14 protein-coding genes, 1 tRNA gene and 1 rRNA gene are annotated in these 25,734 nt (G+C 69.9%); 12 read left to right on the top strand and 4 right to left on the bottom strand.

Annotated elements, in window-relative coordinates; genetic code table 11:
- From rrf to ACIA8X_RS34465, 3 genes are all read left to right on the top strand, one after another.
- Positions 1–95 (top strand): 5S ribosomal RNA (gene rrf, locus ACIA8X_RS34475); the annotation flags it as partial.
- A gap of 114 nt (positions 96–209) precedes the next feature.
- Positions 210–872 (top strand): DegT/DnrJ/EryC1/StrS family aminotransferase, encoded by a 663-nt coding sequence (locus tag ACIA8X_RS34470; protein WP_393456956.1) that lies wholly within the window; start codon positions 210–212, stop codon positions 870–872.
- A gap of 77 nt (positions 873–949) precedes the next feature.
- Positions 950–1,025, top strand: a tRNA-Thr gene (locus tag ACIA8X_RS34465).
- A gap of 60 nt (positions 1,026–1,085) precedes the next feature.
- Here ACIA8X_RS34465 and ACIA8X_RS34460 read toward each other — a convergent pair.
- Entirely contained in the window at positions 1,086–3,836 is a 2,751-nt protein-coding gene (locus tag ACIA8X_RS34460) for a SpoIIE family protein phosphatase (RefSeq protein WP_393456356.1), read from the bottom strand.
- 378 nt (positions 3,837–4,214) lie between these two features.
- Here ACIA8X_RS34460 and ACIA8X_RS34455 point away from each other — a divergent pair, with 378 nt between their 5' ends.
- The 9 genes from ACIA8X_RS34455 (at position 4,215) to ACIA8X_RS34415 (ending at position 18,660) form a co-directional block, all read left to right on the top strand.
- A complete protein-coding gene (locus ACIA8X_RS34455; RefSeq protein WP_393456359.1) occupies positions 4,215–9,689 on the top strand; it encodes a HAMP domain-containing protein in 5,475 nt (1,824 codons plus the stop codon).
- Between the two features lie 244 nt (positions 9,690–9,933).
- Complete coding sequence (locus tag ACIA8X_RS34450; protein ID WP_393456362.1) at positions 9,934–10,614, top strand: two-component system response regulator; 681 nt, start codon at positions 9,934–9,936, stop codon at positions 10,612–10,614.
- Positions 10,615–10,775: 161 nt separating this feature from the next.
- Positions 10,776–13,514 carry a DNA translocase FtsK gene (locus tag ACIA8X_RS34445; RefSeq protein WP_393456365.1) on the top strand — a complete coding sequence of 913 codons (2,739 nt, stop codon included), beginning with the start codon at positions 10,776–10,778 and terminating at the stop codon, positions 13,512–13,514.
- A 279-nt stretch (positions 13,515–13,793) separates the two neighbouring features.
- Complete coding sequence (locus ACIA8X_RS34440) at positions 13,794–14,630, top strand: helix-turn-helix domain-containing protein (protein WP_393456368.1); 837 nt, start codon at positions 13,794–13,796, stop codon at positions 14,628–14,630.
- A 94-nt stretch (positions 14,631–14,724) separates the two neighbouring features.
- Positions 14,725–16,206 (top strand): 30S ribosomal protein S12 methylthiotransferase RimO, encoded by a 1,482-nt coding sequence (gene rimO, locus ACIA8X_RS34435; protein WP_393456371.1) that lies wholly within the window; start codon positions 14,725–14,727, stop codon positions 16,204–16,206.
- Positions 16,203–17,048: a CDP-diacylglycerol--glycerol-3-phosphate 3-phosphatidyltransferase gene (gene pgsA / locus ACIA8X_RS34430; protein WP_393456374.1), complete on the top strand. Its 846-nt coding sequence runs from the start codon at positions 16,203–16,205 to the stop codon at positions 17,046–17,048. The genes rimO and pgsA overlap by 4 nt, the downstream gene beginning before the upstream one ends.
- A complete protein-coding gene (locus tag ACIA8X_RS34425) occupies positions 17,045–17,590 on the top strand; it encodes a CinA family protein (RefSeq protein WP_393456377.1) in 546 nt (181 codons plus the stop codon). The genes pgsA and ACIA8X_RS34425 overlap by 4 nt, the downstream gene beginning before the upstream one ends.
- Before the next feature lie 109 nt (positions 17,591–17,699).
- The gene (locus tag ACIA8X_RS34420) at positions 17,700–18,080 is read left to right on the top strand and encodes a helix-turn-helix domain-containing protein (protein ID WP_030046881.1); all 381 of its coding nucleotides are present in this window, start codon (positions 17,700–17,702) and stop codon (positions 18,078–18,080) included.
- A gap of 301 nt (positions 18,081–18,381) precedes the next feature.
- On the top strand, positions 18,382–18,660 hold the full coding sequence (locus tag ACIA8X_RS34415) for a hypothetical protein (protein ID WP_393456381.1): 279 nt from the start codon (positions 18,382–18,384) through the stop codon (positions 18,658–18,660).
- On the opposite strand, the gene ACIA8X_RS34410 is transcribed toward ACIA8X_RS34415, so the two are convergent.
- From ACIA8X_RS34410 to ACIA8X_RS34400, 3 genes are all read right to left on the bottom strand, one after another.
- Positions 18,608–19,372 (bottom strand): SDR family NAD(P)-dependent oxidoreductase, encoded by a 765-nt coding sequence (locus tag ACIA8X_RS34410; RefSeq protein WP_393456384.1) that lies wholly within the window; start codon positions 19,370–19,372, stop codon positions 18,608–18,610. The genes ACIA8X_RS34415 and ACIA8X_RS34410 overlap by 53 nt on opposite strands.
- A gap of 32 nt (positions 19,373–19,404) precedes the next feature.
- Positions 19,405–20,274 carry an Fpg/Nei family DNA glycosylase gene (locus tag ACIA8X_RS34405; protein WP_393456387.1) on the bottom strand — a complete coding sequence of 290 codons (870 nt, stop codon included), beginning with the start codon at positions 20,272–20,274 and terminating at the stop codon, positions 19,405–19,407.
- Positions 20,275–20,386: 112 nt separating this feature from the next.
- Positions 20,387–25,423, bottom strand: coding sequence for an ATP-dependent helicase (locus ACIA8X_RS34400; RefSeq protein ID WP_393456390.1), 5,037 nt, complete (start codon positions 25,421–25,423; stop codon positions 20,387–20,389).
- Positions 25,424–25,734 lie beyond the last annotated feature (311 nt).

Here is a 25,734-nt window from a genome sequence, read left to right as displayed (position 1 = left end):
AAACGCCCGGTTACATTCCGAACCCGGAAGCTAAGCCTTACAGCGCCGATGGTACTGCAGGGGGGACCCTGTGGGAGAGTAGGACGCCGCCGAACTCCTTTTAGTAGGGTTGGACCCGGAACTTCGGTTCTGGGTCCAACCCTTTTTTGTTGTGCGTCACCTGAAGTTCACGTTGCGCAACCAACATCCCCCGTATGGGTACTGCTGCAATGCTCAGGGCCGCCGGCGTCGGAGTCGGTGACGAGGTTGTCGTACCGGCCTTCGGGAACGTCGAAGTCGCCGAGGCCGTGATCCTGGCCGGGGCGCTGCCGGTGTTCGCCGACATAGACCCGGTGACCTATTGCCTGGACGCCGTCGCCGTCGAGGCGGCTGTCACCCCGCGGACGGCTGCCGTCGTCGCCGTACACCGCTTCGGGCGGTCGGCGGATATCGCACGGTTGCACGAGATCGGGCAGCGCCATGGGCTGCTGGTGTTGGAGCAGGGTGAGTCCGAGGCTCCGTACGACGAGATCGCTCAGCGCCGGCAGCGGGCCTCGTATCTGGACGCGAAGTTGAAGGGCGTACTCACGCCCGATGGTGGTGATGGGCACACTTACCAGCAGTATGTCGTGCGTGTGCCGGGGAACGGGCGGCCGGATCGTGACGCTTTTGCCCGGGCCGTGCGGGCCAGGGGGGTTGAATGCAGGGTGCCGGTGAAGACGCCTGTGCATCGGCTGCCCGAATTCCGGCGGTGTGTGGTCCTGCCGGAGACCGAGCGGGCCGCTGATGAAACGTTGGCTCTGCCTGTTGACGCCGCGCTGACCAAGCGGGACATGCAGCGGATCGTGTCCGCCTGCAATGCTCTCGGGGGACTGCTCCAGCCCGCTTTCTGAGCGGGTTTTGGAGCGCGGGTGTGTTCGGGGTATGATCTATTCCGTTGCCGCGAGGGAAACTTCGCAAAAGGTAGCAGGCCCCTATAGCTCAGTCGGTAGAGCGTCTCCATGGTAAGGAGAAGGTCAACGGTTCGATTCCGTTTGGGGGCTCCACGTAGAAGGCCCCGCCCATTCGGGCGGGGCCCTTCTCATGCCCTTTTGCCGATCCTGGCCTCAGTCCTTGTGGATGCCCGGGACGCGCATGGCCAGGATCGCCATGTCGTCTGACGGTGCGTCGGAGGCGAAGCGTTCGACCGCGCGCATGATGCGGGCGGCCACCGCGCCCGCCGTGAGGCCGGTGCAGGTGGTGAGGACGTCGGTGAGGCCGTCGTCGCCCAGCATGCGGCTGCCTTCGCGGCGTTCGGTGACGCCGTCCGTGACGCATAGGAGGACGTCGCCGGGATCGAGGGTGACCGTCTGCTCGTAGAGCTCCAGGTCGTCCATGACGCCGAGGAGCGGCTGGGGTTCGGCTGCCGGTTCGACCGTGCCGTCCTGGCGCAGGCGGAGCGGGAGCGGGTGGCCGGCGCAGACCACCTTCAGCTCGGCGCTGCCGTCCTGCTGCGGCCTCAACTCGCCGTAGAGGAGCGTCAGGAAGCGGCTGCGGGCGCCCTCGTCGAGGATCGCTGAGTTCAGGCGCTCCAGCACCGCCGGGCCGCTGAGGCCCTCGCGGGCGAGGAGACGGAGGGCGTGCCGGGCAAGGCCGGTGACCGCCGCCGCGTTCGGGCCCGTACCGCAGACGTCGCCGATGGCGAAGCCGTAGGCGCCGTCGCTGATCGGGAAGAGGTCGTAGAAGTCGCCGCCGACCTCGTTGCCCTCGCCGGCCGCGCGGTAGATGACCTCGACCTCGACGCCGTCGATCTCGGGCAGCTCGGGCGGCAGGAGGCTGCGCTGGAGTGACTGGCTGATGGCTGTGCGCTCGGAGTAGAGGCGGGCGTTGTCCAGGGCGAGGGCGGCCCTTCGTGAGAGGTCCTCCGCCAACTCCAGGATTTCCTGGCGGAAGTGTTCGTCGGTCGGCTTGCCGAGCGTCAACATGCCGATGACTCGGTTGCGGGCCACCAAGGGCAGTACGACCGTCTCGCCGCCCACCGCGGATGCCGTCGCGAGGGTGGGGCCGATGCCCGCGCTGATGCGGCCGATCGGCTCGCCAAGGCCCAGGCTGCGCATGGAGGTGCGCAGGGCCGCCTGGTGGGCGGACTGGGCGGGAGCGGACCAGACGCGGGCGCCGGGGGTGGGGACCGGGTCCGGCGGCGCGATCTTCGAGAGCAACGATTTGATGCCGTCGATGAGTTCCTCGTCCTCGTGCAGGACGTAGGACAGATACGGCTCCGAGGCCTGGTCGGCGATCGTGTAGACCGCGCACCAGGTGGCCAGGGTGGGGACCGTCATCTGGGCCATCAGGGCCAGGGTCTGGTCGCGGTCCAGGGTGCCGGCGAGCAGGTCGGAGGCCTCGACGAGGAAGCTGAGCGAGCCTCGGCGCAGTCGCTCCAGTTCACCCAGACGGGCCGATTCCACGGCCAGCGCGATGCGGTCGGCGGCGAACTGGAGGCGCAGCGCCTCTTCGTTGGAGTATCTGTTGGGCGCCTCGGCGGCGACGCCGAGGGAGCCGGTGAGGCGGCCCTCGACCTTCAGGGGGACCGTGACGACCGAGCGCATGCCGGTGCCGCTGAGCAGGGGTACGGCGCCGGGGACCATGGTGAGGTCCTCGTGGACCGCCGGCATGCGGGCCGAGCCGTAGCGGCCGGGTCCCGCTTCGACGGGCACGCGCGCGAAGCGCTGGCGTGCGGAGGGCAGGCCGGTCGAGGCGCGGACCTCCAACTCCGTTTCGTCGTCGGTCGCCAGGAGCAGGAACGCGGAGTCGCCGTCGAGCATGTCGCGGGCGCGCTCCACCGTGCGCTGGAGGAGGCCGTCGAGGTCGTCCGGGGCCGGGGAGCCGATGAACACCTCGAAGGGGTCGGTGCTCTGGGCGTCGCCGGTCGCGCCGGTGTCGGAGGCGGGGACGCGCAACGGTGTCTGCAGGACGGCGCGTTCGTGGTCGCGGACCAGGAGGCAGACCGTGGACGGTTCGCCGCCTGTGTCGCGGACGCGCAGGTGTGAGGCGTACACCGGTGTGACGCGGCCGTTGGCGCCCCTGATGCCGTAGCTGCCCTCCCAGCGGGAGAGTTGGAGCGCCTCAGCGATGCCGGTGCTGGTGCCCGGTGTGTGCGGCCAGGCCGCGAGGTCGGTCAGGGGCTTGCCGGTGACCTGCTCGGCCGCATAGCCGAAGAGGTCCTCCGCGTCCTCGTTCCAGGACGAGACGGCGCCCTTGCGGTCGATCTGGACCACGGCGACGCGGACGCGGCCGTCGGCGAGGGGGAGAAGGTCGGAGGGCAGGGACGGGCCTGCCGCGCGGGTGCCCACCGGGCGTTCGGGGAGGTCGAGTTGGAACCAGACCTGCTTGTGGGTCGGCGTGTACTCGACGCCCCAGCGGCTTGCCAGGGCCGCGCACAGCTGGAGGCCGCGGCCGCCCTCGCGGTCGGGACTGCCCATGTTGACGGGCGAGCCTTGGAGGGGGATCTCGCGCTCCGGATACCGGTCGGCCACCTCGATCCGTACACCGTCGTCACTGCGCAGACACAGGACGTCCGCGGAGGTGCCCGCGTGCACGACGGCGTTGGTCACCAATTCACTGGTGAGGACTACGGCGTCGTCGACGATGTCGGCGAAGCCCCAGCCCTGGAGTGTGTCACGAACGAAGGAGCGGGCGCTCGCGACCGATCGCCCGACGGGATCGAAGCTGGCTGCCGCGCGCGCGGTGATCACAGAACTCCTCGTCCGGTTGTCGACGTGCAGGGCTTCGTGGCCGATCGGGTCGCGCCGCTGGTGCGGCACCTGGGTGCCCGTCGGCCGGTCCGGGGTTGGTCCCCCCGGGATCAGTCCGGTGGTCATGTCCGGCTGCCCCTCCGATGCCCGCTCGTGCTCCTCCTGCCACCGCCCAGGCCGGACGCGACCGGCGAGGCTGGACAGCCGCATGCAAGGTTACTTACCTTCGCGGTCCGTGAGGATGCCGGTCTGCAGTGTTTCCGTCCGGAGGGTGTGCGGACGATGTGCGAAGCTGCCGAACTGTTATGGCCGGGTTCAGCCGGGGTGAAACACTGGGCAAGCTTCTTGTGAAGGTCCGGTCAGGCTGAGTGTCATTCGCGTACCGCGGGCAGCAGCACGTGGTGTGGCCTGGTATATCCGGCAGGAATACCCAGCAGTAACGGGTACGCGCAGAAGTAGAAGCCAAGCACAGCAGTAACGGTCGACCCCTGCGGGAGGGACACAGTGGAGTCTGGCGCAGCGACGCGGGGCACTAAGACGCGCGCGAAAGGCGGACAGTCCCTGAGGAACGAGCGCAAGACGCGTGGCGGGACCACCGCGGTGGATACGGCTGCCCTGAACCGGCTGCTGACGGCGCTGGTGTCGATGCGCGACGGAAACTTCCGGAAACGGCTCACGGTGTCCGGCGACGGCGTGATGTCCGAGATCGCCGCGGTCTTCAACGAGGTGGCCGACCGCAATCTCCACCTGACGGGTGAGCTGGCGCGTGTGCGGCGCATGGTCGGGCGGGAGGGCAAGCTCACGGAGCGGCTGGAGACGGGTGCCTGCGAGGGCTCCTGGGCGGCCGCCGTCGACAACTCCAACGCCCTGGTCGACGACCTCGTACGGCCCGTCTCCGAGGTCGGCCGGGTGCTGTCCGCGGTGGCCGAGGGCGATCTGTCGCCGCGGATGGAGTTGCGGACGCAGGCGTCGGACGGGACCGGGCATCCCCTGCGGGGCGAGTTCCTCAAGGTCGGGCGGACTGTAAACAACCTTGTCGATCAGTTGTCCACGTTCACCGACGAGGTCACGCGCGTGGCCAGCGAGGTGGGCACCGAGGGCAAGCTCGGCGGGCAGGCACGCGTGCGTGGCATGTCGGGTTCGTGGAAGGACCTCACGGATTCCGTCAACACGATGGCGTACCGGCTGACGGCGCAGGTGCGGGATATCGCGCTGGTGACCACAGCGGTCGCCAAGGGTGACTTGTCCCGGAAGGTCACGGTTCATGTGGCCGGCGAGATGCTGGAGCTGAAGAACACCGTCAACACGATGGTGGACCAGCTGTCGTCCTTCTCCTCCGAGGTGACGCGAGTCGCCCGCGAGGTGGGCACCGAGGGCGAGCTCGGCGGTCAGGCGCAGGTGCCGGGTGTGGCCGGTGTGTGGAAGGACCTCACCGATTCGGTGAACCTCATGGCCGGCAACCTGACCGCCCAGGTGCGGGGAATCGCCCAGGTGACGACGGCGGTGGCCAACGGTGACCTGTCGCAGAAGGTGACCGTGTCGGCGCGCGGTGAGGTCGCCCAGCTCGCGGACACGATCAACCAGATGACCGAGACGCTGCGGATCTTCGCGGACGAGGTCACGCGCGTGGCCAACGAGGTCGGCGCCGAAGGGCGGCTGGGCGGTCAGGCGAACGTGCCGGGCGCGGCGGGGACGTGGAAGGACCTCACGGATTCCGTCAACACCGTGTTCCGGAACCTCACCATTCAGGTGAGGGACATCGCGGCGGTGACGACGGCGGTGGCCAACGGTGACCTGTCGCAGAAGGTCACCGTCGATGTGGCCGGCGAGATGCTCGAGTTGAAGAACACCGTCAACGGCATGGTCGATCAGCTGTCGTCCTTCGGTGCCGAGGTCACGCGTGTGGCGCGTGAGGTCGGTGTCGAGGGTGAGCTCGGCGGACAGGCGCAGGTGCCGGGAGCCGCCGGGACGTGGAAGGACTTGACGGACTCCGTCAACACGGCGTTCCGGAACCTCACCGGACAGGTGAGGAACATCGCCCAGGTGACCACGGCGGTGGCCAACGGTGACCTGTCGCAGAAGGTCACCGTGGACGTCTCCGGTGAGATGCTCCAGCTGAAGAACACCGTGAACACGATGGTGGACCAGCTGTCGTCCTTCGCCGACCAGGTCACGCGCATGGCCCGGGACGTGGGCACGGAGGGCCGGCTGGGCGGTCAGGCCGTCGTACCGGGCGTTGCCGGTACGTGGAAGGAGCTCACCGACTCCGTCAACGGAATGGCAGGAAACCTTACCGCCCAGGTGCGCAACATCGCGCAGGTCACCACCGCGGTGGCCCGTGGTGACCTGTCGCAGAAGATCGACGTCGACGCGCGCGGCGAGATCCTGGAGCTCAAGAACACCATCAACACGATGGTCGACCAGCTCTCCGGCTTCGCCGACCAGGTGACCCGGGTGGCCCGCGAGGTGGGCACCGAGGGCCGCCTCGGCGGTCAGGCGCAGGTACCCGGCGTCGCCGGTGTGTGGCGGGACCTGACCGACTCCGTGAACGGAATGGCAGGAAACCTTACGGCCCAGGTGCGCAACATCGCGCAGGTCGCCACGGCGGTGGCTCGCGGTGACCTGTCGCAGAAGATCACCGTGGACGCGCGCGGTGAGATCCTGGAGCTCAAGAACACGCTGAACACGATGGTGGACCAGCTGTCGTCGTTCGCGGAGGAGGTCACCAGGGTCGCCCGCGAGGTGGGTACGGAGGGCCAGCTCGGCGGTCAGGCCGAGGTGCAGGGCGTCTCCGGCACCTGGAAGGACCTCACCCAGTCCGTGAACTTCATGGCGAACAACCTGACCATCCAGGTGCGCCAGATCGCCGAGGTCACCACCGCGGTCGCCAAGGGCGACCTGTCCAAGAAGATCACCGTCGACGCGAAGGGCGAGATCCTCGAACTCGTCACGACCGTCAACACGATGGTCGACCAGCTGTCCAGCTTCGCCGAGCAGGTGACCCGGGTGGCCCGCGAGGTGGGCACCGAGGGCATCCTGGGCGGCCAGGCGCACGTGCCCGGCATCACGGGCATCTGGAAGGACCTCAGCGGCAACGTCAACCTGATGGCCAAGAACCTGACCATGCAGGTGCGCAACATCTCCCAGGTTGCCGCGGCCGTCGCCAACGGCGACCTGACCCGGACGGTGACCATCGAGGCGCGCGGCGAGGTCGCGCAGCTCGCCGACACCTTCAACACCATGGTGAAGACGCTGAGTTCGTTCGCCGACCAGGTCACCAAGGTGGCCCGTGAGGTGGGCACGGACGGCATCCTGGGCGGCCAGGCGCACGTACCGGGAGTGGCCGGTACGTGGAAGGACCTCACCGAGTCCGTGAACCAGATGGCGTCCAACCTGACCGGTCAGGTGCGGAACATCGCCATGGTCACCACGGCCATCGCCAAGGGTGACCTGACCAAGAAGATCGACATTGACGCTCGCGGCGAGATCCTCGAACTCAAGACGACGATCAACACGATGGTCGACCAGCTGTCCAGCTTCGCCGAGGAGGTCACCCGAGTCGCCCGCGAGGTGGGCACGGAGGGGCAGCTCGGCGGTCAGGCACGCGTGCGTGACGTGGACGGCACCTGGCGCGACCTCACCGAGTCCGTGAACGAAATGGCAGGAAACCTTACTCGGCAGGTGCGTGCCATCGCGCGCGTGGCGACCGCGGTGACCCGCGGCGACCTGAACCTGAAGATCGACGTGGACGCGTCCGGCGAGATCCAGGAACTGCAGGACTACATCAACAAGATGATCGCCAACCTGCGCGACACCACGATCGCCAACAAGGAGCAGGACTGGCTCAAGGGCAACCTCGCTCGCATCTCCGCGCTGATGCAGGGCCGCCGCGACATGCAGGACGTGGCCTCGTTGATCATGAGCGAGCTGACGCCGGTGGTGACCGCGCAGCACGGCGCGTTCTTCGTCGCCATGCCGCTGCTCGACGGCAAGGACCTGGCGGCCGAGAACGACGACCAGTACGAGCTGCGGATGCTCGGGGCGTACGGCTACTCGATGGGTTCCATGCCGACGTCCTTCCGGCCGGGTGAGGCGCTCATCGGTACGGCCGCCGAGGAAAAGCGCACGATCCTCGTGGAGAACGCGCCCAGCGGCTATCTGAAGATCTCCTCCGGGCTCGGCGAGGCGCCTCCCGCGCAAGTGATCGTCCTTCCGGTGCTGTTCGAGGGCAAGGTGCTCGGCGTCATCGAGCTTGCTTCCTTCACCCCCTTCACGCAGATCCAGAAGGACTTCCTCAACCAGATCGCCGAGATGATCGCGACCAGCGTCAACACCATCTCGGTCAACACCAAGACCGAGGTGCTGCTGAAGCAGTCGCAGAAGCTGACCGAGCAACTGCGTGAGCGCTCGGCCGAGTTGGAGAACCGGCAGAAGGCCCTCCAGGCGTCCAACGCCGAACTGGAGGAGAAGGCCGAGCTGCTGGCTCAGCAGAACCGCGACATCGAGGTGAAGAACACCGAGATCGAGGAGGCGCGGCAGGTCCTGGAGGAGCGCGCCGAGCAGCTCGCGGTCTCCATGCGCTACAAGAGCGAGTTCCTCGCCAACATGTCGCACGAGCTGCGTACGCCGCTCAACTCGCTGCTGATCCTGGCCAAGCTGCTCGCCGACAACGCCGAGGGCAACCTCTCGCCGAAGCAGGTCGAGTTCGCCGAGACCATTCATGGCGCCGGCTCCGACCTGCTCCAGCTGATCAACGACATCCTCGACCTGTCCAAGGTCGAGGCGGGCAAGATGGACGTCTCCCCGACGCGTATCGCGCTCGTCCAGCTCGTCGACTACGTGGAGGCCACCTTCCGTCCGCTGACCGCGGAGAAGGGCCTGGACCTGTCCGTACGGGTCTCGCCGGAGCTGCCGGCCACGCTGCACACCGACGAGCAGCGGCTGCTGCAGGTGCTGCGCAACCTGCTGTCCAACGCGGTGAAGTTCACCGATTCCGGCTCGGTCGAGCTGGTCATCCGGCCCTCCGGTATGGATGTGCCGCAGAAGATCCGGGAGCAGCTGCTGGAGGCCGGTTCGCTGACCGAGGCCGACGCGCCGCTGATCGCGTTCTCCGTGACCGACACCGGCATCGGGATCGCGGCCAGCAAGATGCGGGTGATCTTCGAGGCGTTCAAGCAGGCGGACGGCACCACCAGCCGCAAGTACGGCGGTACGGGGCTGGGGCTGTCCATCTCGCGGGAGATCGCGCAGCTGCTGGGCGGCGAGATCCATGCGCAGAGCGAGCCGGGACGCGGCTCGACGTTCACGCTGTATTTGCCGCTGCATCCCAGCGAACTGCCTCCGCACGGCTATCAGCAGCAGCTGCCGCCCCTCGACGCCGGTGACCTGGTGGCCTCCGCGGCCGACCTCGCGGAGCTGGCCGAGGTGGAGATCGAGACGCCGGCCGAGGTGCGGTCGTACCGCGAGACGCAGAACGGCGCCGCCGCGCTCTTCAGGCGCCGTCGCAGGGCGGCGCACGAGCTGGAGCAGCGGCCCGCGCAGCAGGAGCAGTGGTCGGCGGCTGAGCAGAACGCCGCGCCGCAGTCGATGCGGGGCATCCGGTTCGGCGGCGAGAAGGTGCTCATCGTCGACGACGACATCCGCAACGTCTTCGCGTTGACCAGCGTCCTGGAGCAGCACGGCCTGTCCGTGCTGTACGCCGAGAACGGCCGTGAGGGCATCGAGGTCCTGGAGCAGCACGACGACGTGGCGGTCGTCCTGATGGACATCATGATGCCCGAGATGGACGGGTACGCGACGACCACGGCGATCCGCAGGATGCCGCAGTTCGCCGGACTCCCGATCATCGCGCTGACCGCCAAGGCGATGAAGGGCGACCGGGAGAAGGCGATCGAGTCGGGCGCTTCCGATTACGTGACGAAGCCGGTCGATCCCGATCATCTGCTGACGGTGATGGATCAGTGGATGAGGGACCAGTGACAGGAACCAACAGTGTTCACACGGAGTCGCTGACTCAGTGTGCTCGTGGCCGTGTAGAAGTGCGGTATTCGGGGAACCTTCTGGTCTCCTGCTGCGTTTCTGCTACGTGCACAGTGACATCGCGGTGACAGGGTGTGGCGACAGGCGGGGTGCGGCTACCATGACCGGCACGAGGGCGGGCGGCGTAAGGGAGCCGTCCCCTGGGGCGGAGCCCGGTGCACTGCCGGGGCGAGGAGGGCGGGCCATGGTGCAGAAGGCCAAGATCCTCCTGGTCGATGACCGGCCGGAGAATCTGCTGGCGCTGGAGGCGATCCTCTCTGCGCTCGATCAGACCCTGGTGCGGGCATCGTCCGGGGAGGAAGCGCTCAAAGCACTGCTGACGGACGACTTCGCGGTCATTCTGCTGGACGTCCAGATGCCGGGAATGGACGGTTTCGAAACCGCCGCGCACATCAAGCGGCGGGAACGGACCAGGGACATCCCGATCATCTTCCTCACCGCGATCAACCACGGCCCGCATCACACCTTCCGTGGCTACGCGGCGGGCGCGGTGGACTACATCTCCAAGCCGTTCGACCCGTGGGTGCTGCGGGCGAAGGTCTCCGTGTTCGTCGAGCTGTACATGAAGAACTGCCAGCTGCGCGAGCAGGCGGCGCTGCTGCGGCTCCAGTTGGAGGGCGGCGGCAAGAACACGGGCGCCGAGTCGAAGGAGCCGGCGGGCCTGCTCGCCGAGCTGTCGGCCCGGCTGGCCGCGGTCGAGGAACAGGCCGAGGCGCTGTCCAAGCAGCTGGACGACGAGTCGGCGGACGCGGCCGCGGTGGCCACCGCAGCCCATCTCGAACGCAAACTCACCGGGCTGCGCCGGGCGCTGGACGCGCTGGAGCCGGGCACCGGGAGCGCGTCCTCGGTGCCCTCGCAGAACTGACGTCCCGATGGTGCCGGTTGGCGGGCAGGCGGCGCCGGATCGTCCTGTGTGTGACGGGTCCGTGAACGGGCGTCAGTTCGCCGCCTCCGCAAGGGCGACACGAACGGGTGAAGCTGTGGGCACACGTGTCCACTGTCTCCTCCACCGGTAACCTCACATCCATGGCCTCACGTTCCTCCGCAGCCAAGAAGCCGCCCGCGAAGAAGGCGGCCGCTTCCGCGAAGGCTCCGGCGAAGAAGGCCGCCGCCAAGAAAGCCCCCGCCAAAAAGGCGCCGGCCAAGAAGGCCGCGGCGAAGAAAGCCGCGCCCCCGAAGCCGGCGCCCAACCCCACCGGGGGCATCTACCGGCTCGTGCGCGCAGTCTGGCTCGGGCTCGCCCATGCCGTCGGCGCGGTGTTCCGCGGCATAGGGCAGGGCGCGAAGAACCTCGACCCCGCCCATCGCAAGGACGGCATCGCCCTGTTGCTCCTCGGCCTCGGGCTGATCGTCGCCGCCGGTACCTGGTCCAACCTGCGCGGTCCCGTCGGCGACCTCGTCGAGATCATCGTGACCGGCGCCTTCGGCCGGCTCGACCTGCTCGTGCCGATCCTGCTCGCGGTCATCGCCGTGCGGTTCATCCGGCACCCGGAGAAGCCCGAGGCCAACGGCCGTATCGTCATCGGCCTGTCCGCGCTCGTCATCGGCGTGCTCGGCCAGGTCCACCTCGCCGTCGGCTCGCCCGCCCGCAGCGACGGCATGCAGGCCATAAGGGACGCCGGCGGGCTGATCGGCTGGGGCGCGGCGACTCCGCTGACGTACACCATGGGCGAGGTCCTCGCCGTACCGCTGCTCGTGCTGCTCACGATCTTCGGGCTGCTTGTGGTCACCGCCACGCCCGTCAACGCCATCCCGCAGCGGCTGCGGCAGTTGGGCGTGAAGCTCGGCATCCTGCCCGACCCCGACGAGAACGACGAGTTCGGCGAGGACGACCAGCGCTACGACGACCAGTGGCGTGAGGCGCTGCCCGCGGCGCGTGGCCGCAAGCGGGGTCCGGCGCGCGAGGCGTACGACCCCGACAGCGCCGAGCAGGAGGCCCTCTCGCGGCGTCGTGGCCGCCCGAGGCGCTCCGCGGTGCCGCAGCCCGAGATGGACCGTCCCATGGACGCTGTGGACGTCGCCGCGGCTGCCGCCGCCGCACTCGACGGCGCCGTCATGCACGGGATGCCGCCCTCGCCGATCGTCGCCGACCTCACCCAGGGCGTGACCGTGGGCGACCGCGCGGAGACCACCCCGGTGCCGACGCCCGTGCCGGCCGCGCGGCCCAAGCAGGAGAAGCTCCCCAAGACCGACGTACCGGATCTCACCAAGTCCGAGGTTCCGGATCTCACCAAGTCCGCGCCCGGCGAGATGCGCGACCTGCCTCCGCGCGCGGAACAGCTTCAGTTGTCCGGCGACATCACCTACTCGCTGCCGTCGCTCGACCTCCTGGAGCGCGGTGGCCCGGGCAAGTCACGCAGTGCCGCCAACGACGCCATCGTCGAGTCGCTCACCACCGTCTTCTCCGAGTTCAAGGTCGACGCCCGCGTCACCGGCTTCACGCGCGGGCCGACGGTCACGCGCTACGAGGTCGAGCTCGGCCCCGCCGTGAAGGTCGAGCGGATCACCGCGCTGACCAAGAACATCGCGTACGCCGTCGCCAGCCCGGACGTGCGGATCATCAGCCCGATCCCCGGCAAGTCCGCGGTCGGCATCGAGATCCCCAACACCGACCGCGAGATGGTCAACCTCGGTGACGTACTGCGCCTCGCCGCCGCCGCCGAGGACGACCACCCGATGCTCGTGGCGCTCGGCAAGGACGTCGAGGGCGGCTATGTGATGGCCAACCTCGCGAAGATGCCGCATGTGCTGGTTGCCGGTGCGACCGGTTCCGGCAAGTCGTCCTGCATTAACTGCTTGATCACTTCGATCATGGTGCGCGCGACGCCTGAGGACGTCCGCATGGTCCTTGTCGACCCCAAGCGCGTCGAGCTCACCGCGTACGAGGGCATCCCGCACCTGATCACGCCGATCATCACCAACCCGAAGCGGGCCGCCGAGGCGCTCCAGTGGGTCGTACGAGAGATGGATCTTCGGTACGACGACCTGGCGGCGTACGGATACCGGCACATCGACGACTTCAACGAGGCCGTGCGCAGCGGCAAGGTGAAGGCGCCCGAGGGCAGCGAGCGGGTGCTGCAGCCCTACCCGTATCTGCTCGTGATCGTCGACGAGCTCGCCGACCTGATGATGGTCGCCCCGCGCGACGTCGAGGACTCGATCGTGCGCATCACGCAGCTCGCGCGCGCGGCCGGCATCCACCTGGTGCTCGCCACGCAGCGGCCGTCGGTGGACGTCGTCACCGGTCTCATCAAGGCGAACGTCCCCTCAAGGCTCGCGTTCGCCACCTCGTCGCTCGCGGACTCGCGCGTCATCCTCGACCAGCCCGGTGCCGAGAAGCTGATCGGCAAGGGCGACGGGCTGTTCCTGCCGATGGGCGCCAACAAGCCCACGCGTATGCAGGGCGCGTTCGTGACCGAGGAGGAGGTCGCGGTCGTCGTCCAGCACTGCAAGGACCAGATGGCGCCCGTCTTCCGGGACGACGTCACCGTGGGCACCAAGCAGAAGAAGGAGATCGACGAGGAGATCGGCGACGACCTCGACCTGCTGTGCCAGGCGGCCGAACTGGTGGTCTCGACGCAGTTCGGGTCGACGTCCATGCTCCAGCGCAAGCTGCGCGTCGGGTTCGCCAAGGCCGGGCGGCTGATGGACCTCATGGAGTCGCGCGGCATCGTTGGGCCGAGCGAGGGCTCCAAGGCTCGTGACGTTCTTGTGAAACCTGATGACCTGGACGGAGTGCTCGCCGTGATCCGCGGGGAGGCTTAAGGGGAGTCCGGGGCGGAAACGGGACAGGGTGATCGCCTTGCGGACGGGTGGGCGATGGGTCGATGTCCGATCGTGACTCACCCGTAAGGGATCATTGAGCAACCGTTTCCCGTCGACGTACGTCAAGTTGAGCGAAGCGACAACCTCGTACCCCACCATCAGCGTGTCCGGCCATTCTGATGGCGTATAAAGTCCCACCGCCCGGTTGCCCCACCCTTTCGTACCCCCCCTAGACTGAACCTCCAGCACAGGTGGCTTAAACGCTCGAAAGGCGCCCCCGTGTCCATCGGCAACTCCCCTGAAGACGAGCGTCCGTTCGAAGACGTTTCCGACGAAGCCCGCCCCTCGATCGGCAGTGCCCTGCGGCAGGCACGCATCGACGCCGGGCTGACCGTCGACGACGTCAGTAGCGCCACCCGGGTCCGCATCGCCATCGTGCAAGCCATCGAGACGGACAACTTCGCTCCATGCGGGGGCGACGTGTACGCCCGAGGCCACATCCGGACCCTGGCCAAGGCCGTCCACCTCGATCCGGCCCCGCTTCTCGCCCAGTACGACGCCTCGCACGGCGGACGACCGGCGCCGACGCCGGCTGCCCCACTGTTCGAGGCGGAGCGCATCCGTCCCGAGCGGCGCGGGCCGAACTGGACCGCGGCCATGGTCGCCGCGATCGTCGCGGTGATCGGGTTCGTCGGGTTCACCGCCGTCAAGGGCGGCGACGGGGGCGGCAGGTCGTCGGTCGCCGAGGGCGGCTCGACGCCGACGGCCGACAAGACCACGCCCACCCCGAAGACCGACAAGCCCAAGGACCCCAAGCCGGAACCGTCGGACAGCGCCATCGCGGCCGTCCCCCAGGACAAGGTGACCGTGAAGGTCAGCGCCGTCGACGGACGGAGCTGGGTCGGTGTCAAGGACCACAACGGCCGGCTCCTCTTCGACGACCTGCTCAAGCAGGGCGACTCCAAGACCTTCCAGGACAGCGAGAAGATCAATCTCGTCCTCGGTGACGCGGGCGCGATCGACCTCTACGTCAACGGCAAGAAGATCGAGGACGACTGGCAGCCGGGCGCCGTGGAGCGCCTCACGTACACCAAGGGCGACCCGCAGGCCGGATAAGACCGGCTGAAGGGGTGAGGTGGGGACGGGGTTGGCCAAGATCGGCCAACCCCGTCGACGTGGGGTGTCAGTGAGACAAAGTAGTCTTGAGCCCATGCCTGAACGCCGTACCGTCGCACTCGTCACTCTTGGCTGCGCCCGCAACGAGGTGGACTCGGAGGAGCTCGCAGGCCGTTTGGAGGCGGACGGCTGGGATCTCGTAGAGGACGCCGCGGACGCGGATGTCGCCGTGGTCAACACGTGCGGCTTCGTCGACGCCGCCAAGAAGGACTCCGTCGACGCCCTCCTGGAGGCCAATGACCTCAAGGGGCATGGGAGAACCCAGGCCGTCGTGGCGGTGGGCTGCATGGCCGAGCGGTACGGCAAGGATCTCGCCGAGGCCCTTCCCGAGGCCGACGGCGTGCTCGGGTTCGACGACTACACGAACATCTCGGACCGCCTGCAGACCATCCTGAACGGCGGCATCCACGCCGCACACACCCCGCGCGACCGGCGCAAGCTGCTGCCCATCAGTCCGGCCGAGCGGCAGGAGTCGGCGGCCGGCGTCGCGCTGCCCGGGCACGGGCCCGTCGATCTTCCGGAAGGGCTCGCTCCGGCCTCCGGCCCGCGTGCGCCCCTGCGCCGCCGTCTCGACGGCGCCCCGGTCGCCTCGGTGAAGCTCGCCTCCGGCTGCGACCGGCGCTGCTCCTTCTGCGCCATCCCGTCCTTCCGCGGCTCCTTCATCTCGCGCCGCCCGAGCGACGTGCTGAACGAGACGCGGTGGCTGGCCGAGCAGGGCGTCAAGGAGATCATGCTGGTCTCCGAGAACAACACGTCGTACGGCAAGGACCTGGGCGACATCCGGCTGCTGGAGTCCCTCCTGCCGGAGCTGTCGGAGGTCGACGGCATCGAGCGCGTCCGGGTGAGCTACCTCCAGCCGGCCGAGATGCGGCCCGGGCTGATCGACGTCCTGACCTCGACCCCGAAGGTCATGCCGTACTTCGACCTGTCGTTCCAGCACTCCGCCCCCGACGTGCTGCGCGCGATGCGCCGCTTCGGTGACACCGACCGCTTCCTGGAACTGCTCGACACCATCCGCAGCAAGGCTCCCCAGGCAGGCGTGCGCTCCAACTTCATCGTGGGCTTCCCCGGCGAGACCGAGGCCGACCTGGCCGAACTGAAGCGGTTCCTGAGCGGCGCGCGGCTGGACGCCATCGGTGTCTTCGGCTACTCCGACGAGGAGGGCACGGAGGCCGAGACGTACGACAACAAGCTCGACGAGGACGTCGTCGCCGAGCGGCTGGCACGTGTCTCCCGGCTGGCCGAGGAACTCGTCTCGCAGCGGGCCGAGGAGCGCCTCGGGGAGACCGTGCACGTGCTCGTCGAGGGTGTGGACGCCGACGACTCGGCGGAGGGCGCGTACGGCCGTGGGGCGCACCAGGCGCCGGAGACGGACGGCCAGGTGCTGCTCACGAGCGGCGAAGGGCTGAGCATCGGTCGTATGGTCGAGGCGAAGGTGGTCGGCACGGAAGGTGTCGACCTGGTGGCCGAGCCGCTGCAGGGCACGCTCGCGTGTGGTGAGGAGGCCGGCAGATGACCGGAGTTCCGGCGTCCGCAGCGGGCGGCTCCTCCCCGGCGGGTGCGGCGGGCAAGGCGAGTGCGATGGGCTCGTCCAAGGGCGGCGGGGCGAAGGCGGGCGGCGCGAAGGCCGGTGCCTCCAAGGCCGGTGCCCCGAAGGGCGGAGCCTCGAAGGCTGGTGCCTCGCACGCGGGCGGCGCCGAATCCGGTGCGGCGTCGGGCGGTGCCAAGTCCGCGCCACGCGGCGGAAAGATCGCGGCCGCGGCCGTCAACCAGGCCAGCGTCTGGAACATCGCCAACCTCCTGACCATGCTCCGGCTGGTCCTCGTGCCCGCGTTCGTCGCGCTGATGCTGGCCGACGGCGGATACGACCCGGCGTGGCGCTCGCTCGCCTGGGCGGCCTTCGCCATCGCCATGATCACCGACCTGTTCGACGGCCATCTGGCGCGGACGTACAACCTCGTCACCGACTTCGGGAAGATCGCCGACCCGATCGCCGACAAGGCGATCATGGGGGCGGCGCTGATCTGTCTGTCCGCACTGGGCGATCTGCCGTGGTGGGTGACGGGCATCATCCTCGGCCGGGAACTTGGGATCACGCTGCTGCGTTTCATCGTCATCCGGTACGGCGTGATCCCGGCGAGCCGCGGCGGCAAGCTCAAGACCCTGACGCAGGGCGTGGCCGTCGGGATGTACATCCTGGCGCTGACGGGGTGGCTGGCCACCCTGAGGTGGTGGGTGATGGCCGCGGCGGTCGTCCTGACCGTGGTGACCGGGCTCGACTATGTGAGACAAGCCATTGTGCTGCGCAGGCAGGGAATCGCCGAGCGCAAGGCCGCGTTGGAGGAGACGGAAGCGTGAGTTCCCCGGCCACCGACGTGGTGCGACTACTCACAGTGAGGGGCGAGACGCTCGCTGTCGCAGAGTCGCTCACGGGCGGACTGGTTGCGGCGGAAATCACAGCCATCCCTGGAGCCTCCAAGGCGTTCCGGGGTTCGGTGACCGCCTACGCCACCGGGCTCAAGCATGAGCTGCTCGGGGTCGACGCCACTCTGCTGGCTCAGCACGGAGCGGTGAATCCGCAGGTGGCTGCCCAGATGGCGGCCGGAGTGCGGAAGGCTCTGGGGGCCGACTGGGGCGTCGCGACGACGGGTGTCGCGGGGCCCGAGACACAGGACGGGCAGCCCGTGGGGACGGTCTTCGTGGCCGTGGACGGGCCACTCGGACCTGGTTCCGGTTCCGCCGGTGGCGGAAAAGTGGAGGGCCTGCGGTTGAACGGCGCCCGCGAGGAAATTCGTATGGAGAGTGTACGGAGCGTACTCGCCCTGCTCCTGAAGGAGCTTGCGAGCGAACACACTGGGAATGAGCGGGCACAGGATACGGAACAGAACGGGGGGTTTTGATGTTTGCAGCCCTTAGTGAACACGACATCGCTCCCCGCACGGCCGCGGCGCAAGGCGGTACGGTGGGGCGTGAAGGATGCGGCTACGCGGTCCGAGGAGGGAGCCACCGATGATTCTGCTCCGTCGCCTGCTGGGTGACGTGCTGCGTCGGCAGCGCCAGCGCCAGGGCCGTACTCTGCGCGAAGTCTCCTCGTCCGCCCGAGTCTCACTCGGCTATCTCTCCGAGGTGGAGCGGGGGCAGAAGGAGGCTTCCTCCGAGCTGCTCGCCGCGATTTGCGACGCGCTGGACGTACGGATGTCCGAGCTCATGCGGGAAGTGAGCGACGAACTCGCCCTCGCCGAGCTGGCACAGTCTGCTGCGGCCACACCCAGCGAGCCTGTACCCGCGTCGGTCCGTCCGATGCTGGGTTCCGTGTCGGTTACCGGTGTGCCACCGGAACGGGTGACCATCAAGGCGCCTTCCGAGGCGGTGGACGTGGTCGCCGCGTGACGGTGCCGCCGGTGCGCGTGGGCTGACCTCGCGCCAAAGGAGTTGTGTGAGGCCCCGGCCAGGGCTTCTCCAGGGAGATCTGGGGGAGTGCGGTCGGGGTTTCGTGCTGTCCGGGGTGTGCGGGGTCCGTTTGCCCGTGCGGGGTCCGTTTGCTCGCGCGGGGCGCGGAGGTCATCGTGGAGGGGTGTTTACGGCGCCCTGACGCGCTGTGACGACGTTGGCCCGCGCTGCATCCGTGTGCCGTCGATGCGCCCTCCCGGCGGGTGAACGGGCGGCCTAGCCTCGGGCTGGAGGTGGGTGGATGGCACGGCCGATAGCGCGCTGGGGGGTGATCCTCGCGTTCGGGGCGCTGTGGTGGTGGGCCGTGCTGCGGCTCGCGCTCGTGCCGGATGCCGGGACCCTGGAGGCGGCCGTCGCCGCCGGAGGGTGGGGGCTGAGCCTGTTGCCGGTGCACTGTGTGCCGAAGGCGCGGGCCGTGGGCGCCGTCGATCCGCGGCGGTGGGCGCAGGCCTGGCGGAGAGGGCGGCCTACCAAGGCATCGCCACACCGCCGTTCGGACGCAGGATCTGCCCCGTCGTGAAGGACGAGGCGTCGGACGCCAGGTGCAGCACCGCGTGCGCGATGTCCTCCGGCTCGCCGACCCGGCCAAGCGGCGACATCCGGGCCATGAACGCCTCGGTCTGTGTCTGCGCCGTGGTGTCGTGGCGGTCGGTCATGGGCGTGCGGATCCAGCCCGGGGCGACCGCGTTGACCCGGATGCCGTGCGGGCCCGTCTCCGTCGCCAGCGTCTTGGTCAGCTGCACGACGGCCGCCTTGGCGGCGCCGTAGCAGAGCAGGCCGGGGCCGCCGGTGTCGACGGCACCCGAGGCCATGGTGATGATGCTGCCCCTGACGTGCTGGGCCAGCATCGCGCGGGCGGCCTCCTGGCAGGCGTACAGAACACCCTTGAAGTTGACGTTCAGCACGCGGTCGAGGTCTTCGTCGCGGGTCTCCAGGACCGGGCTACTGTGCATGATCCCGGCGACCGCGGCCATCACGTCGAGGCGCTCGCAGGTGGCGACGGCCTGACGGAGCTGTTCGCGGTCGGTGACGTCGAGGTGGTGGGCGCGGGTGGTGCCGCCGCTCGCCTTGATCAGGGTCGTCGTGTCGTGCAGGCCCTGCGCGTCACGGTCGGCGCAGTGCACGGTGGCGCCGGCCTCGGCGAGCAGAACGGCGCAGGCGCGCCCGATTCCGCTGGCGGCGCCGGTGACGAATGCGGTGCGTCCGGTGAGGTCGTACGCCTTTACGCCCATGAAGGGACGGTACGAGGGTGTCTGACGGATCGTCAATTGGTCGTACGGGGCTGTGTCCTGCGGTGTGGGGTGGGGCTGGGTATCGCGCTCGGTGTCGGGCCCGCCTGGCAGTCGGGGCACCAGTAGGTGGGGCGCTCGCGGGAGCCATCGCCCTGGTCGGCCGCGCGGATCGGGGTGCCGCAGCGCAGGCAGGGGCGGTCGGCACGGCCGTACACGAAGAGGTCCTGGCCGCGGCGGCCCGTCGTACTGCGGACCGGGCGGTCGCGGTTGGCCTCCAGGAGCTTCTTGGCGAGTACGGGCAGTTGGGCGGTGTGCTCGGCGGGGAGCGCGCCGACGGGGAGCCAGGGGGTGGCGCGGAGCAGGAAGCAGAGCTCGCTCTTGTAGACATTGCCGATGCCGGCGAGATTGCGCTGGTCCAGGAGAGCTTCGCCGAGCGGGCGGGCGGGGTCCGCGAGGAGGTTGGCGAGGGCGCGGTCTGGGTTCCAGTCCGGGCCCAGCAGGTCGGGGCCGAGGTGGCCGACGGCTCGGTCTTCCTCGGTGGTGCGCAGGAGGTCGAGGACGGGGAGGCGGTAGCCGATGGCGGTGCGGGCGGGACCGGGGGTGGAAGCGGGGGCGGCGGTGAGGATCACGCGGATCTGGTGGGCGGGGCCGCCCGTCCAGCGCTGCTGGTCGGTGTAGACCCTCCAGGAGCCTTCCATGCCGAGGTGGGAGTGGAGCGTCAGGCCGCCCTCGACGCGGGTGAGGAGGTGTTTGCCGCGGGGGGTGACGTCCAGGACGGTGCGGCCTGTGAGGTCGACCGTGGCGTACTTCGGTACCCGGAAGTCGGTGCGGGTCAGCGTCCTGCCCGCCAGGGCGGTGTGCAGTCGCCTCGCGGTCTGCCAGACGGTGTCTCCTTCGGGCATGTGTCCAGGGTGGCACGGGCGGGAGGAGAGGGGAGGGGGGAGGGGACGGGGCGTGTAGGCGTTGGCGGGGTGGGGGAGGGGGGCTGCGGTCGGGGCAGACGCGTCAGGCATGTCAGGCGCGTAGGCGTAGGCCTCGGGGTGTTGCGATGAAGCCCGCTCCCTCCAGGAGGGCGCCTATGGGGGAGGTCAGGGCCGAGGCGCCGTTCACGCGTTCCACCGTGACCGTGCCGAGGGAACCCGCGCGGGCGGCCGCGGCGAGGGCTTCCGCGGCTGTGTGCAGGCGGGGGTCGTCGGTGGGTTCGTGGTCGAGCGCCGAGGGCCAGGCCAGCAGTGTCTTGCCGCCGCGCTCCATGTAGAGGGTCAGCTCGCCGTCGACGAGCACCACGAGGGAGCCCGCCTTGCGACCCGGCTTGTGCCCGGCGCCGGTGGGGGGTTCGGGCCAGGCGAGGGCCGCGCCGTACGCGTTCGCCGGGTCGGCGGCGGCGAGGACGACGGCTCGGGTGTCGGCGCCGGGGCGGCCGTGGCGGGGGGCGAAGCCGGGGCCGGATCCGTACGGTGTACCGCCGTTGTGCCAAGCGGGGCTTTGCGGGGTGCGTCGGCCGGTCTGGGGGGTGAGGTCGCGGGGTGAGACGTAGTCGCCGGGGCCGAGGTGGGCGTCCAGGAAGTCGTGGTCGAGGTCGGGGATGTCGTACGAGGTCGCGCTCTCAGGGGTGTTGTACGGAGAGGCGCTGTCCGGGGCGTCGTACCTGAGGGCGTTGCCTTGGGCAGGGGCGGAGAGGGTGGAGTCATCGGAAGCGCCGAAGTCGTCGGCGGTGCCGAGGCTGTCGGAACCGTGGGAGCCGTCAGGGCCGGGAGCGTCGTACGTGTCGGGGGTGCTCGGGCCGGGCAGGGCGTCGCCGCGTTCGCGGGCGTTGGCGACCGCGCGGAGGCGGTCCACCGCGCCGTCCATCGCGAACTGGGCGGCGCCGAGCCCTTCGACCACGTAGCCGCGGCGGGCCTGACCGCTCTCCTCGAAGGCGGACAGGATGCGATACGTCGCTGAGAAGCCGCCCTCGACGCCCTCCGCGGTGACCGCACCCCTGGTCACGACGCCGTGCCGGTCGAGGAGTGTGCGGGCCAGGGCGTGGGCGCGCACGGTCGGGTCGGCTTCGTGCGCCGGGAGCAGGGCCCAGCGGCCGGCGACGGTGGGCGGGCCGGTGCGGGAGGCGGGGCGGGCCGCGGACGTGAGGGAGCCGTAGCGGCCGCGCGGGACGGTGCGCTTGGCGCGGTGGGCCGTGGAGCCCGCGGTGCGGCCCGAGCCCAGCAGGGAGCGCATGGGTGCGAGCGTGTCGTTCGTCAGGCGGCCCGACCAAGCCAAGTCCCAGAGAGCGTCGGCGAGTTGGGGGTCGGTGACGTCGGGGTGGGTGGTGGCGCGGATCTGGTCGGCGATCTGGCGGAAGAACAGGCCGTAGCCGCCGGACAGGGCGTCCAGGACGGACTGGTGCAGTGCCGTCGGCTCCAGGGGGTGAGGTTGCGGCAGGAGCAGGGGGGCCGCCTCCGCCATGTAGAGGGAGACCCAGCCGTCCTTGCCGGGGAGCGAGCCGGCTCCGGCCCAGACGACCTCGCCGGCTGAGGTGAGTTCGTCGAGCATCGCGGGGGTGTAGTTCGCGACGCGGGACGGCAGGACGAGCTTTTCCAGGGCGGACGCGGGCACGGACGCGCCTTGCAACTGCTCGATGGCGCGCACGAGTCCGTCGATGCCGCGCAGTCCGTGGCCTTTGCCGATGTGCTGCCACTGCGGCAGGAACTGCGCCAGCGCGGTGGGCGGCACCGGCTCCAGCTCATGGCGCAGGGCTGCGAGGGAGCGGCGGCGCAGGCGGCGCAGGACCGTGGCGTCGCACCACTCCTGGCCGATGCCCGCCGGGTGGAACTCGCCCTGGACGACCCGCCCGCCCGCCGCCAGCCGTTGGAGGGCGCCGTCCGTGATCGCCGGGCCCAGGCCGAAGCGGGCCGCCGCTGTGGCCGACGTGAACGGGCCGTGGGTGCGGGCATAGCGGGCGAGGAGGTCGCCGAGCGGGTCCTTGACCGGCTCGGTGAAGGCCTCGGGGATACCGACCGGCAGGGCGGTGCCGAGCGCGTCGCGGAGGCGGCCGGCGTCCTCGATCGCCGCCCAGTGGTCCGTGCCGGCGATGCGGACCTTGATGGCGCGGCGGGTGCCGGCCAACTCCTGGGCCCAGTGCGGCTCGGCCCCGCGCTCGGCAAGTTCGGTGTCCGTGAGCGGGCCGAGGAGGCGAAGGACGTCCGCGACGCCTTCGACGTCCTTGACGCGGCGGTCCTCTGTGAGCCACTGGAGCTCTTGTTCCAGCTCCGTCAGCACCTCGGCGTCGAGCAGCTCGCGCAGCTCCGCCTGGCCGAGCAACTCGGCCAGCAGCCGCGAGTCCAGCGACAGGGCGGCGGCGCGGCGCTCGGCGAGCGGGGAGTCTCCCTCGTACAGGAACTGGGCGACGTAGCCGAAGAGGAGGGAGCGCGCGAAGGGGGACGGCTCGGGGGTGGTGACCTCGACGAGGCGCACCTTGCGGGACTCAAGGTCCCCCATGAGCTCAGTCAGGCCTGGGACGTCGAAGACGTCCTGGAGGCACTCGCGGACCGCCTCCAGGACGATCGGGAACGAGCCGAACTCACTGGCCACCTGCAGTAGTTGGGCGGCGCGCTGACGCTGCTGCCACAGTGGGGTGCGCTTGCCGGGGTTGCGGCGGGGCAGCAGCAGCGCGCGGGCGGCGCACTCGCGGAAGCGGGACGCGAAGAGGGCCGAGCCGCCGACCTGGTCGGTGACGACCTGGTCGACGTCGCCCTTGTCGAAGACGACGTCCGCCGCGCCGACGGGCGCCTGGTCGGCGTCGTACTCCGTGCCCGCCTTCCTCGGTTCCTGGTCCAGGAGGTCCATGCCCATGAGGTCGGCGTCGGGCAGGCGCAGCACGATGCCGTCGTCGGCGTGCATGACCTGCGCGTCCATGCCGTACCGCTCGGAGAGCTTCGCGCCGAGGGCGAGGGCCCAGGGGGCGTGGACCTGGGCGCCGAAGGGGGAGTGCACGACGACGCGCCAATCGCCGAGTTCGTCGCGGAAGCGCTCGACGACGATCGTGCGGTCGTCCGGGATGTGGCCGCAGGCCTGGCGCTGCTCGTCCAGGTAGGACAGGACGTTGTCGGCCGCCCATGTGTCCAGTCCGGCGGCGAGCAGGCGCAGGCGGGCGTCCTCCTTGGGCAGCGAGCCGACCTCGCGCAGGAACGCGCCCACCGCGCGGCCCAGTTCCAGCGGGCGGCCCAACTGGTCGCCCTTCCAGAAGGGGAGGCGGCCCGGTACACCCGGGGCGGGGGAGACCAGGACGCGGTCGCGCGTGATGTCCTCGATGCGCCAGGAACTGGTGCCGAGCGTGAAGACGTCCCCGACGCGGGACTCGTAGACCATCTCCTCGTCGAGCTCGCCGACCCTGCCGCCCCCCTTCTTGGGGTCGGCTCCGGCGAGGAAGACTCCGAAGAGCCCGCGGTCCGGGATCGTGCCCCCGGAGGTGACCGCGAGGCGCTGTGCGCCGGGGCGGCCGGTGATCGTGCCGGCGACTCGGTCCCAGACCACGCGTGGGCGAAGCTCCGCGAAGGCGTCGGACGGGTAGCGGCCGGCGAGCATGTCGAGCACCGCTGTGAAGGCGGATTCGGGGAGGGAGGCGAAGGGCGCGGCCCGGCGGACCATGGTGAGGAGGTCGTCGAACTGCCAGGTGTCCATCGCCGTCATGGCGACGAGCTGCTGGGCGAGGACGTCGAGGGGGTTGGCGGGGACCTTGAGGGACTCGATGGAGCCGGTGCGCATCCGTTCGGTGACCACGGCTGCCTGGACGAGGTCGCCGCGGTACTTCGGGAACACCACGCCCGTGGAGACCGCGCCGACCTGGTGTCCCGCGCGGCCGACGCGCTGGAGGCCGGAGGCGACCGAGGGCGGGGATTCGACCTGGACCACGAGGTCCACCGCGCCCATGTCGATGCCCAGTTCGAGGCTGGACGTGGCCACCACCGCGGGGAGGCGGCCGGCCTTGAGGTCCTCCTCGACCAGGGCGCGCTGTTCCTTGGAGACCGAGCCGTGGTGGGCGCGGGCGATGACCGGGGGTGCGCCCTGGGCCGCGCCCGAGCCGCCCATGAGCTGGGCCGGGGCGTGGTGCTCGTCAAGGGGTTCGCCGGTGGCGCGTTCGTAGGCGATCTCGTTGAGGCGGTTGCAGAGGCGCTCCGCGAGGCGGCGGGAGTTGGCGAAGACGATGGTGGAGCGGTGGGACTGGACGAGGTCGGCGATGCGCTCTTCGACATGCGGCCAGATCGAAGGGCGTTCTGCGCCGGCGCTGCTGCCGCTGCCGTCGGCGACTGGGGAGCCGCCGAGTTCGCCGAGGTCCTCGACCGGGACCACGACCGAGAGGTCGAACTCCTTGCCCGACTTCGGCTGGACGATCTCCACCTTGCGGCGGGGTGAGAGGTAGCGGGCGATCTCGTCGACCGGGCGGACGGTGGCCGAGAGGCCGATGCGGCGGGCCGGCTTCGGGAGGAGTTCGTCCAGCCGCTCCAGGGTGAGTGCGAGGTGGGCGCCGCGCTTGGTGCCCGCCACGGCGTGGACCTCGTCCAGGATCACCGTCTCGATGCCGGTCAGGGCGTCGCGGGTGGCCGACGTCAGCATCAGGAACAGGGACTCGGGGGTGGTGATCAGGATGTCCGGTGGGCGGGTGGACAGGACTCGGCGCTCTGCGGCGGGGGTGTCGCCCGAGCGGATGCCCACCTTTACCTCGGGTTCGGGCAGGTCCAGGCGTACGGATTCCTGGCGGATGCCGGTCAGGGGGCTGCGGAGGTTGCGTTCCACGTCTACGGCCAAGGCCTTGAGCGGGGAGACGTAGAGGACGCGGCAGCGTTTCCTGGGGTCGGCCGGTGGGGGTGTGGAGGCGAGCTGGTCGAGGGCGGCGAGGAAGGCGGCCAGGGTCTTTCCCGAGCCGGTGGGGGCGACCACCAGCACGTCCGAGCCCTCGCGGATGGCCTGCCACGCGCCCGCCTGAGCCGCGGTGGGCGCGGAGAAGGCGCCCGCGAACCAACCGCGGGTTGCGGGGGAGAAGCCGGCTAGGGCTCGGTGTGCGTTGCTGACCATGCGTCCATCCTGCACCCCGGGACTGACAATGGGGCTGAGCTGGGGAAACGTCTTCGGTGTGAGGCGGTGCGGGGTGCGCGTCCATGCCTGCGGCGGCCCGCGCGGCCTCGGTGGGGGTTCGCGTAGCGCCTGCGGTCGGTGGGTGGGGCGGGGCCGCGCCGGGGGGTGTCCGTCCTCGGTCGGGCGGCTCGGTCGGTCAGAGGGTTGCTCGGCGTTGACGCCCGCCGCTGCGGGCGGACCCCCCGGCACGTCCCCTTCCCGCCGTTGGCGGCTGCGAGCTCGTGGGCCTACAGCACTCGGTGGTCTGTCGA

Source organism: Streptomyces sp. NPDC051738 (genome assembly GCF_044453205.1).
In the GTDB taxonomy this organism is placed as follows: Bacteria; Actinomycetota; Actinomycetes; order Streptomycetales; family Streptomycetaceae; genus Streptomyces.
The sequence above is the reverse complement of the archived record's forward strand: the minus strand, read 5'-3'. Positions and strand labels throughout refer to the sequence as shown.

Bases quoted from the DNA above. Each gene is read 5' to 3' on its own strand.
- ACIA8X_RS34470 (WP_393456956.1), top strand. From the start codon at position 210: ATGCTCAGGGCCGCCGGCGTCGGAGTCGGTGACGAGGTTGTCGTACCG.
- ACIA8X_RS34460 (WP_393456356.1), bottom strand. From the start codon at position 3,836: ATGACCACCGGACTGATCCCGGGGGGACCAACCCCGGACCGGCCGACG.
- ACIA8X_RS34450 (WP_393456362.1), top strand. From the start codon at position 9,934: ATGGTGCAGAAGGCCAAGATCCTCCTGGTCGATGACCGGCCGGAGAAT.
- ACIA8X_RS34445 (WP_393456365.1), top strand. From the start codon at position 10,776: ATGGCCTCACGTTCCTCCGCAGCCAAGAAGCCGCCCGCGAAGAAGGCG.
- rimO (WP_393456371.1), top strand. From the start codon at position 14,725: ATGCCTGAACGCCGTACCGTCGCACTCGTCACTCTTGGCTGCGCCCGC.
- pgsA (WP_393456374.1), top strand. From the start codon at position 16,203: ATGACCGGAGTTCCGGCGTCCGCAGCGGGCGGCTCCTCCCCGGCGGGT.
- ACIA8X_RS34420 (WP_030046881.1), top strand. From the start codon at position 17,700: ATGATTCTGCTCCGTCGCCTGCTGGGTGACGTGCTGCGTCGGCAGCGC.
- ACIA8X_RS34415 (WP_393456381.1), top strand. From the start codon at position 18,382: ATGGCACGGCCGATAGCGCGCTGGGGGGTGATCCTCGCGTTCGGGGCG.
- ACIA8X_RS34410 (WP_393456384.1), bottom strand. From the start codon at position 19,372: ATGGGCGTAAAGGCGTACGACCTCACCGGACGCACCGCATTCGTCACC.
- ACIA8X_RS34405 (WP_393456387.1), bottom strand. From the start codon at position 20,274: ATGCCCGAAGGAGACACCGTCTGGCAGACCGCGAGGCGACTGCACACC.
- ACIA8X_RS34400 (WP_393456390.1), bottom strand. From the start codon at position 25,423: ATGGTCAGCAACGCACACCGAGCCCTAGCCGGCTTCTCCCCCGCAACC.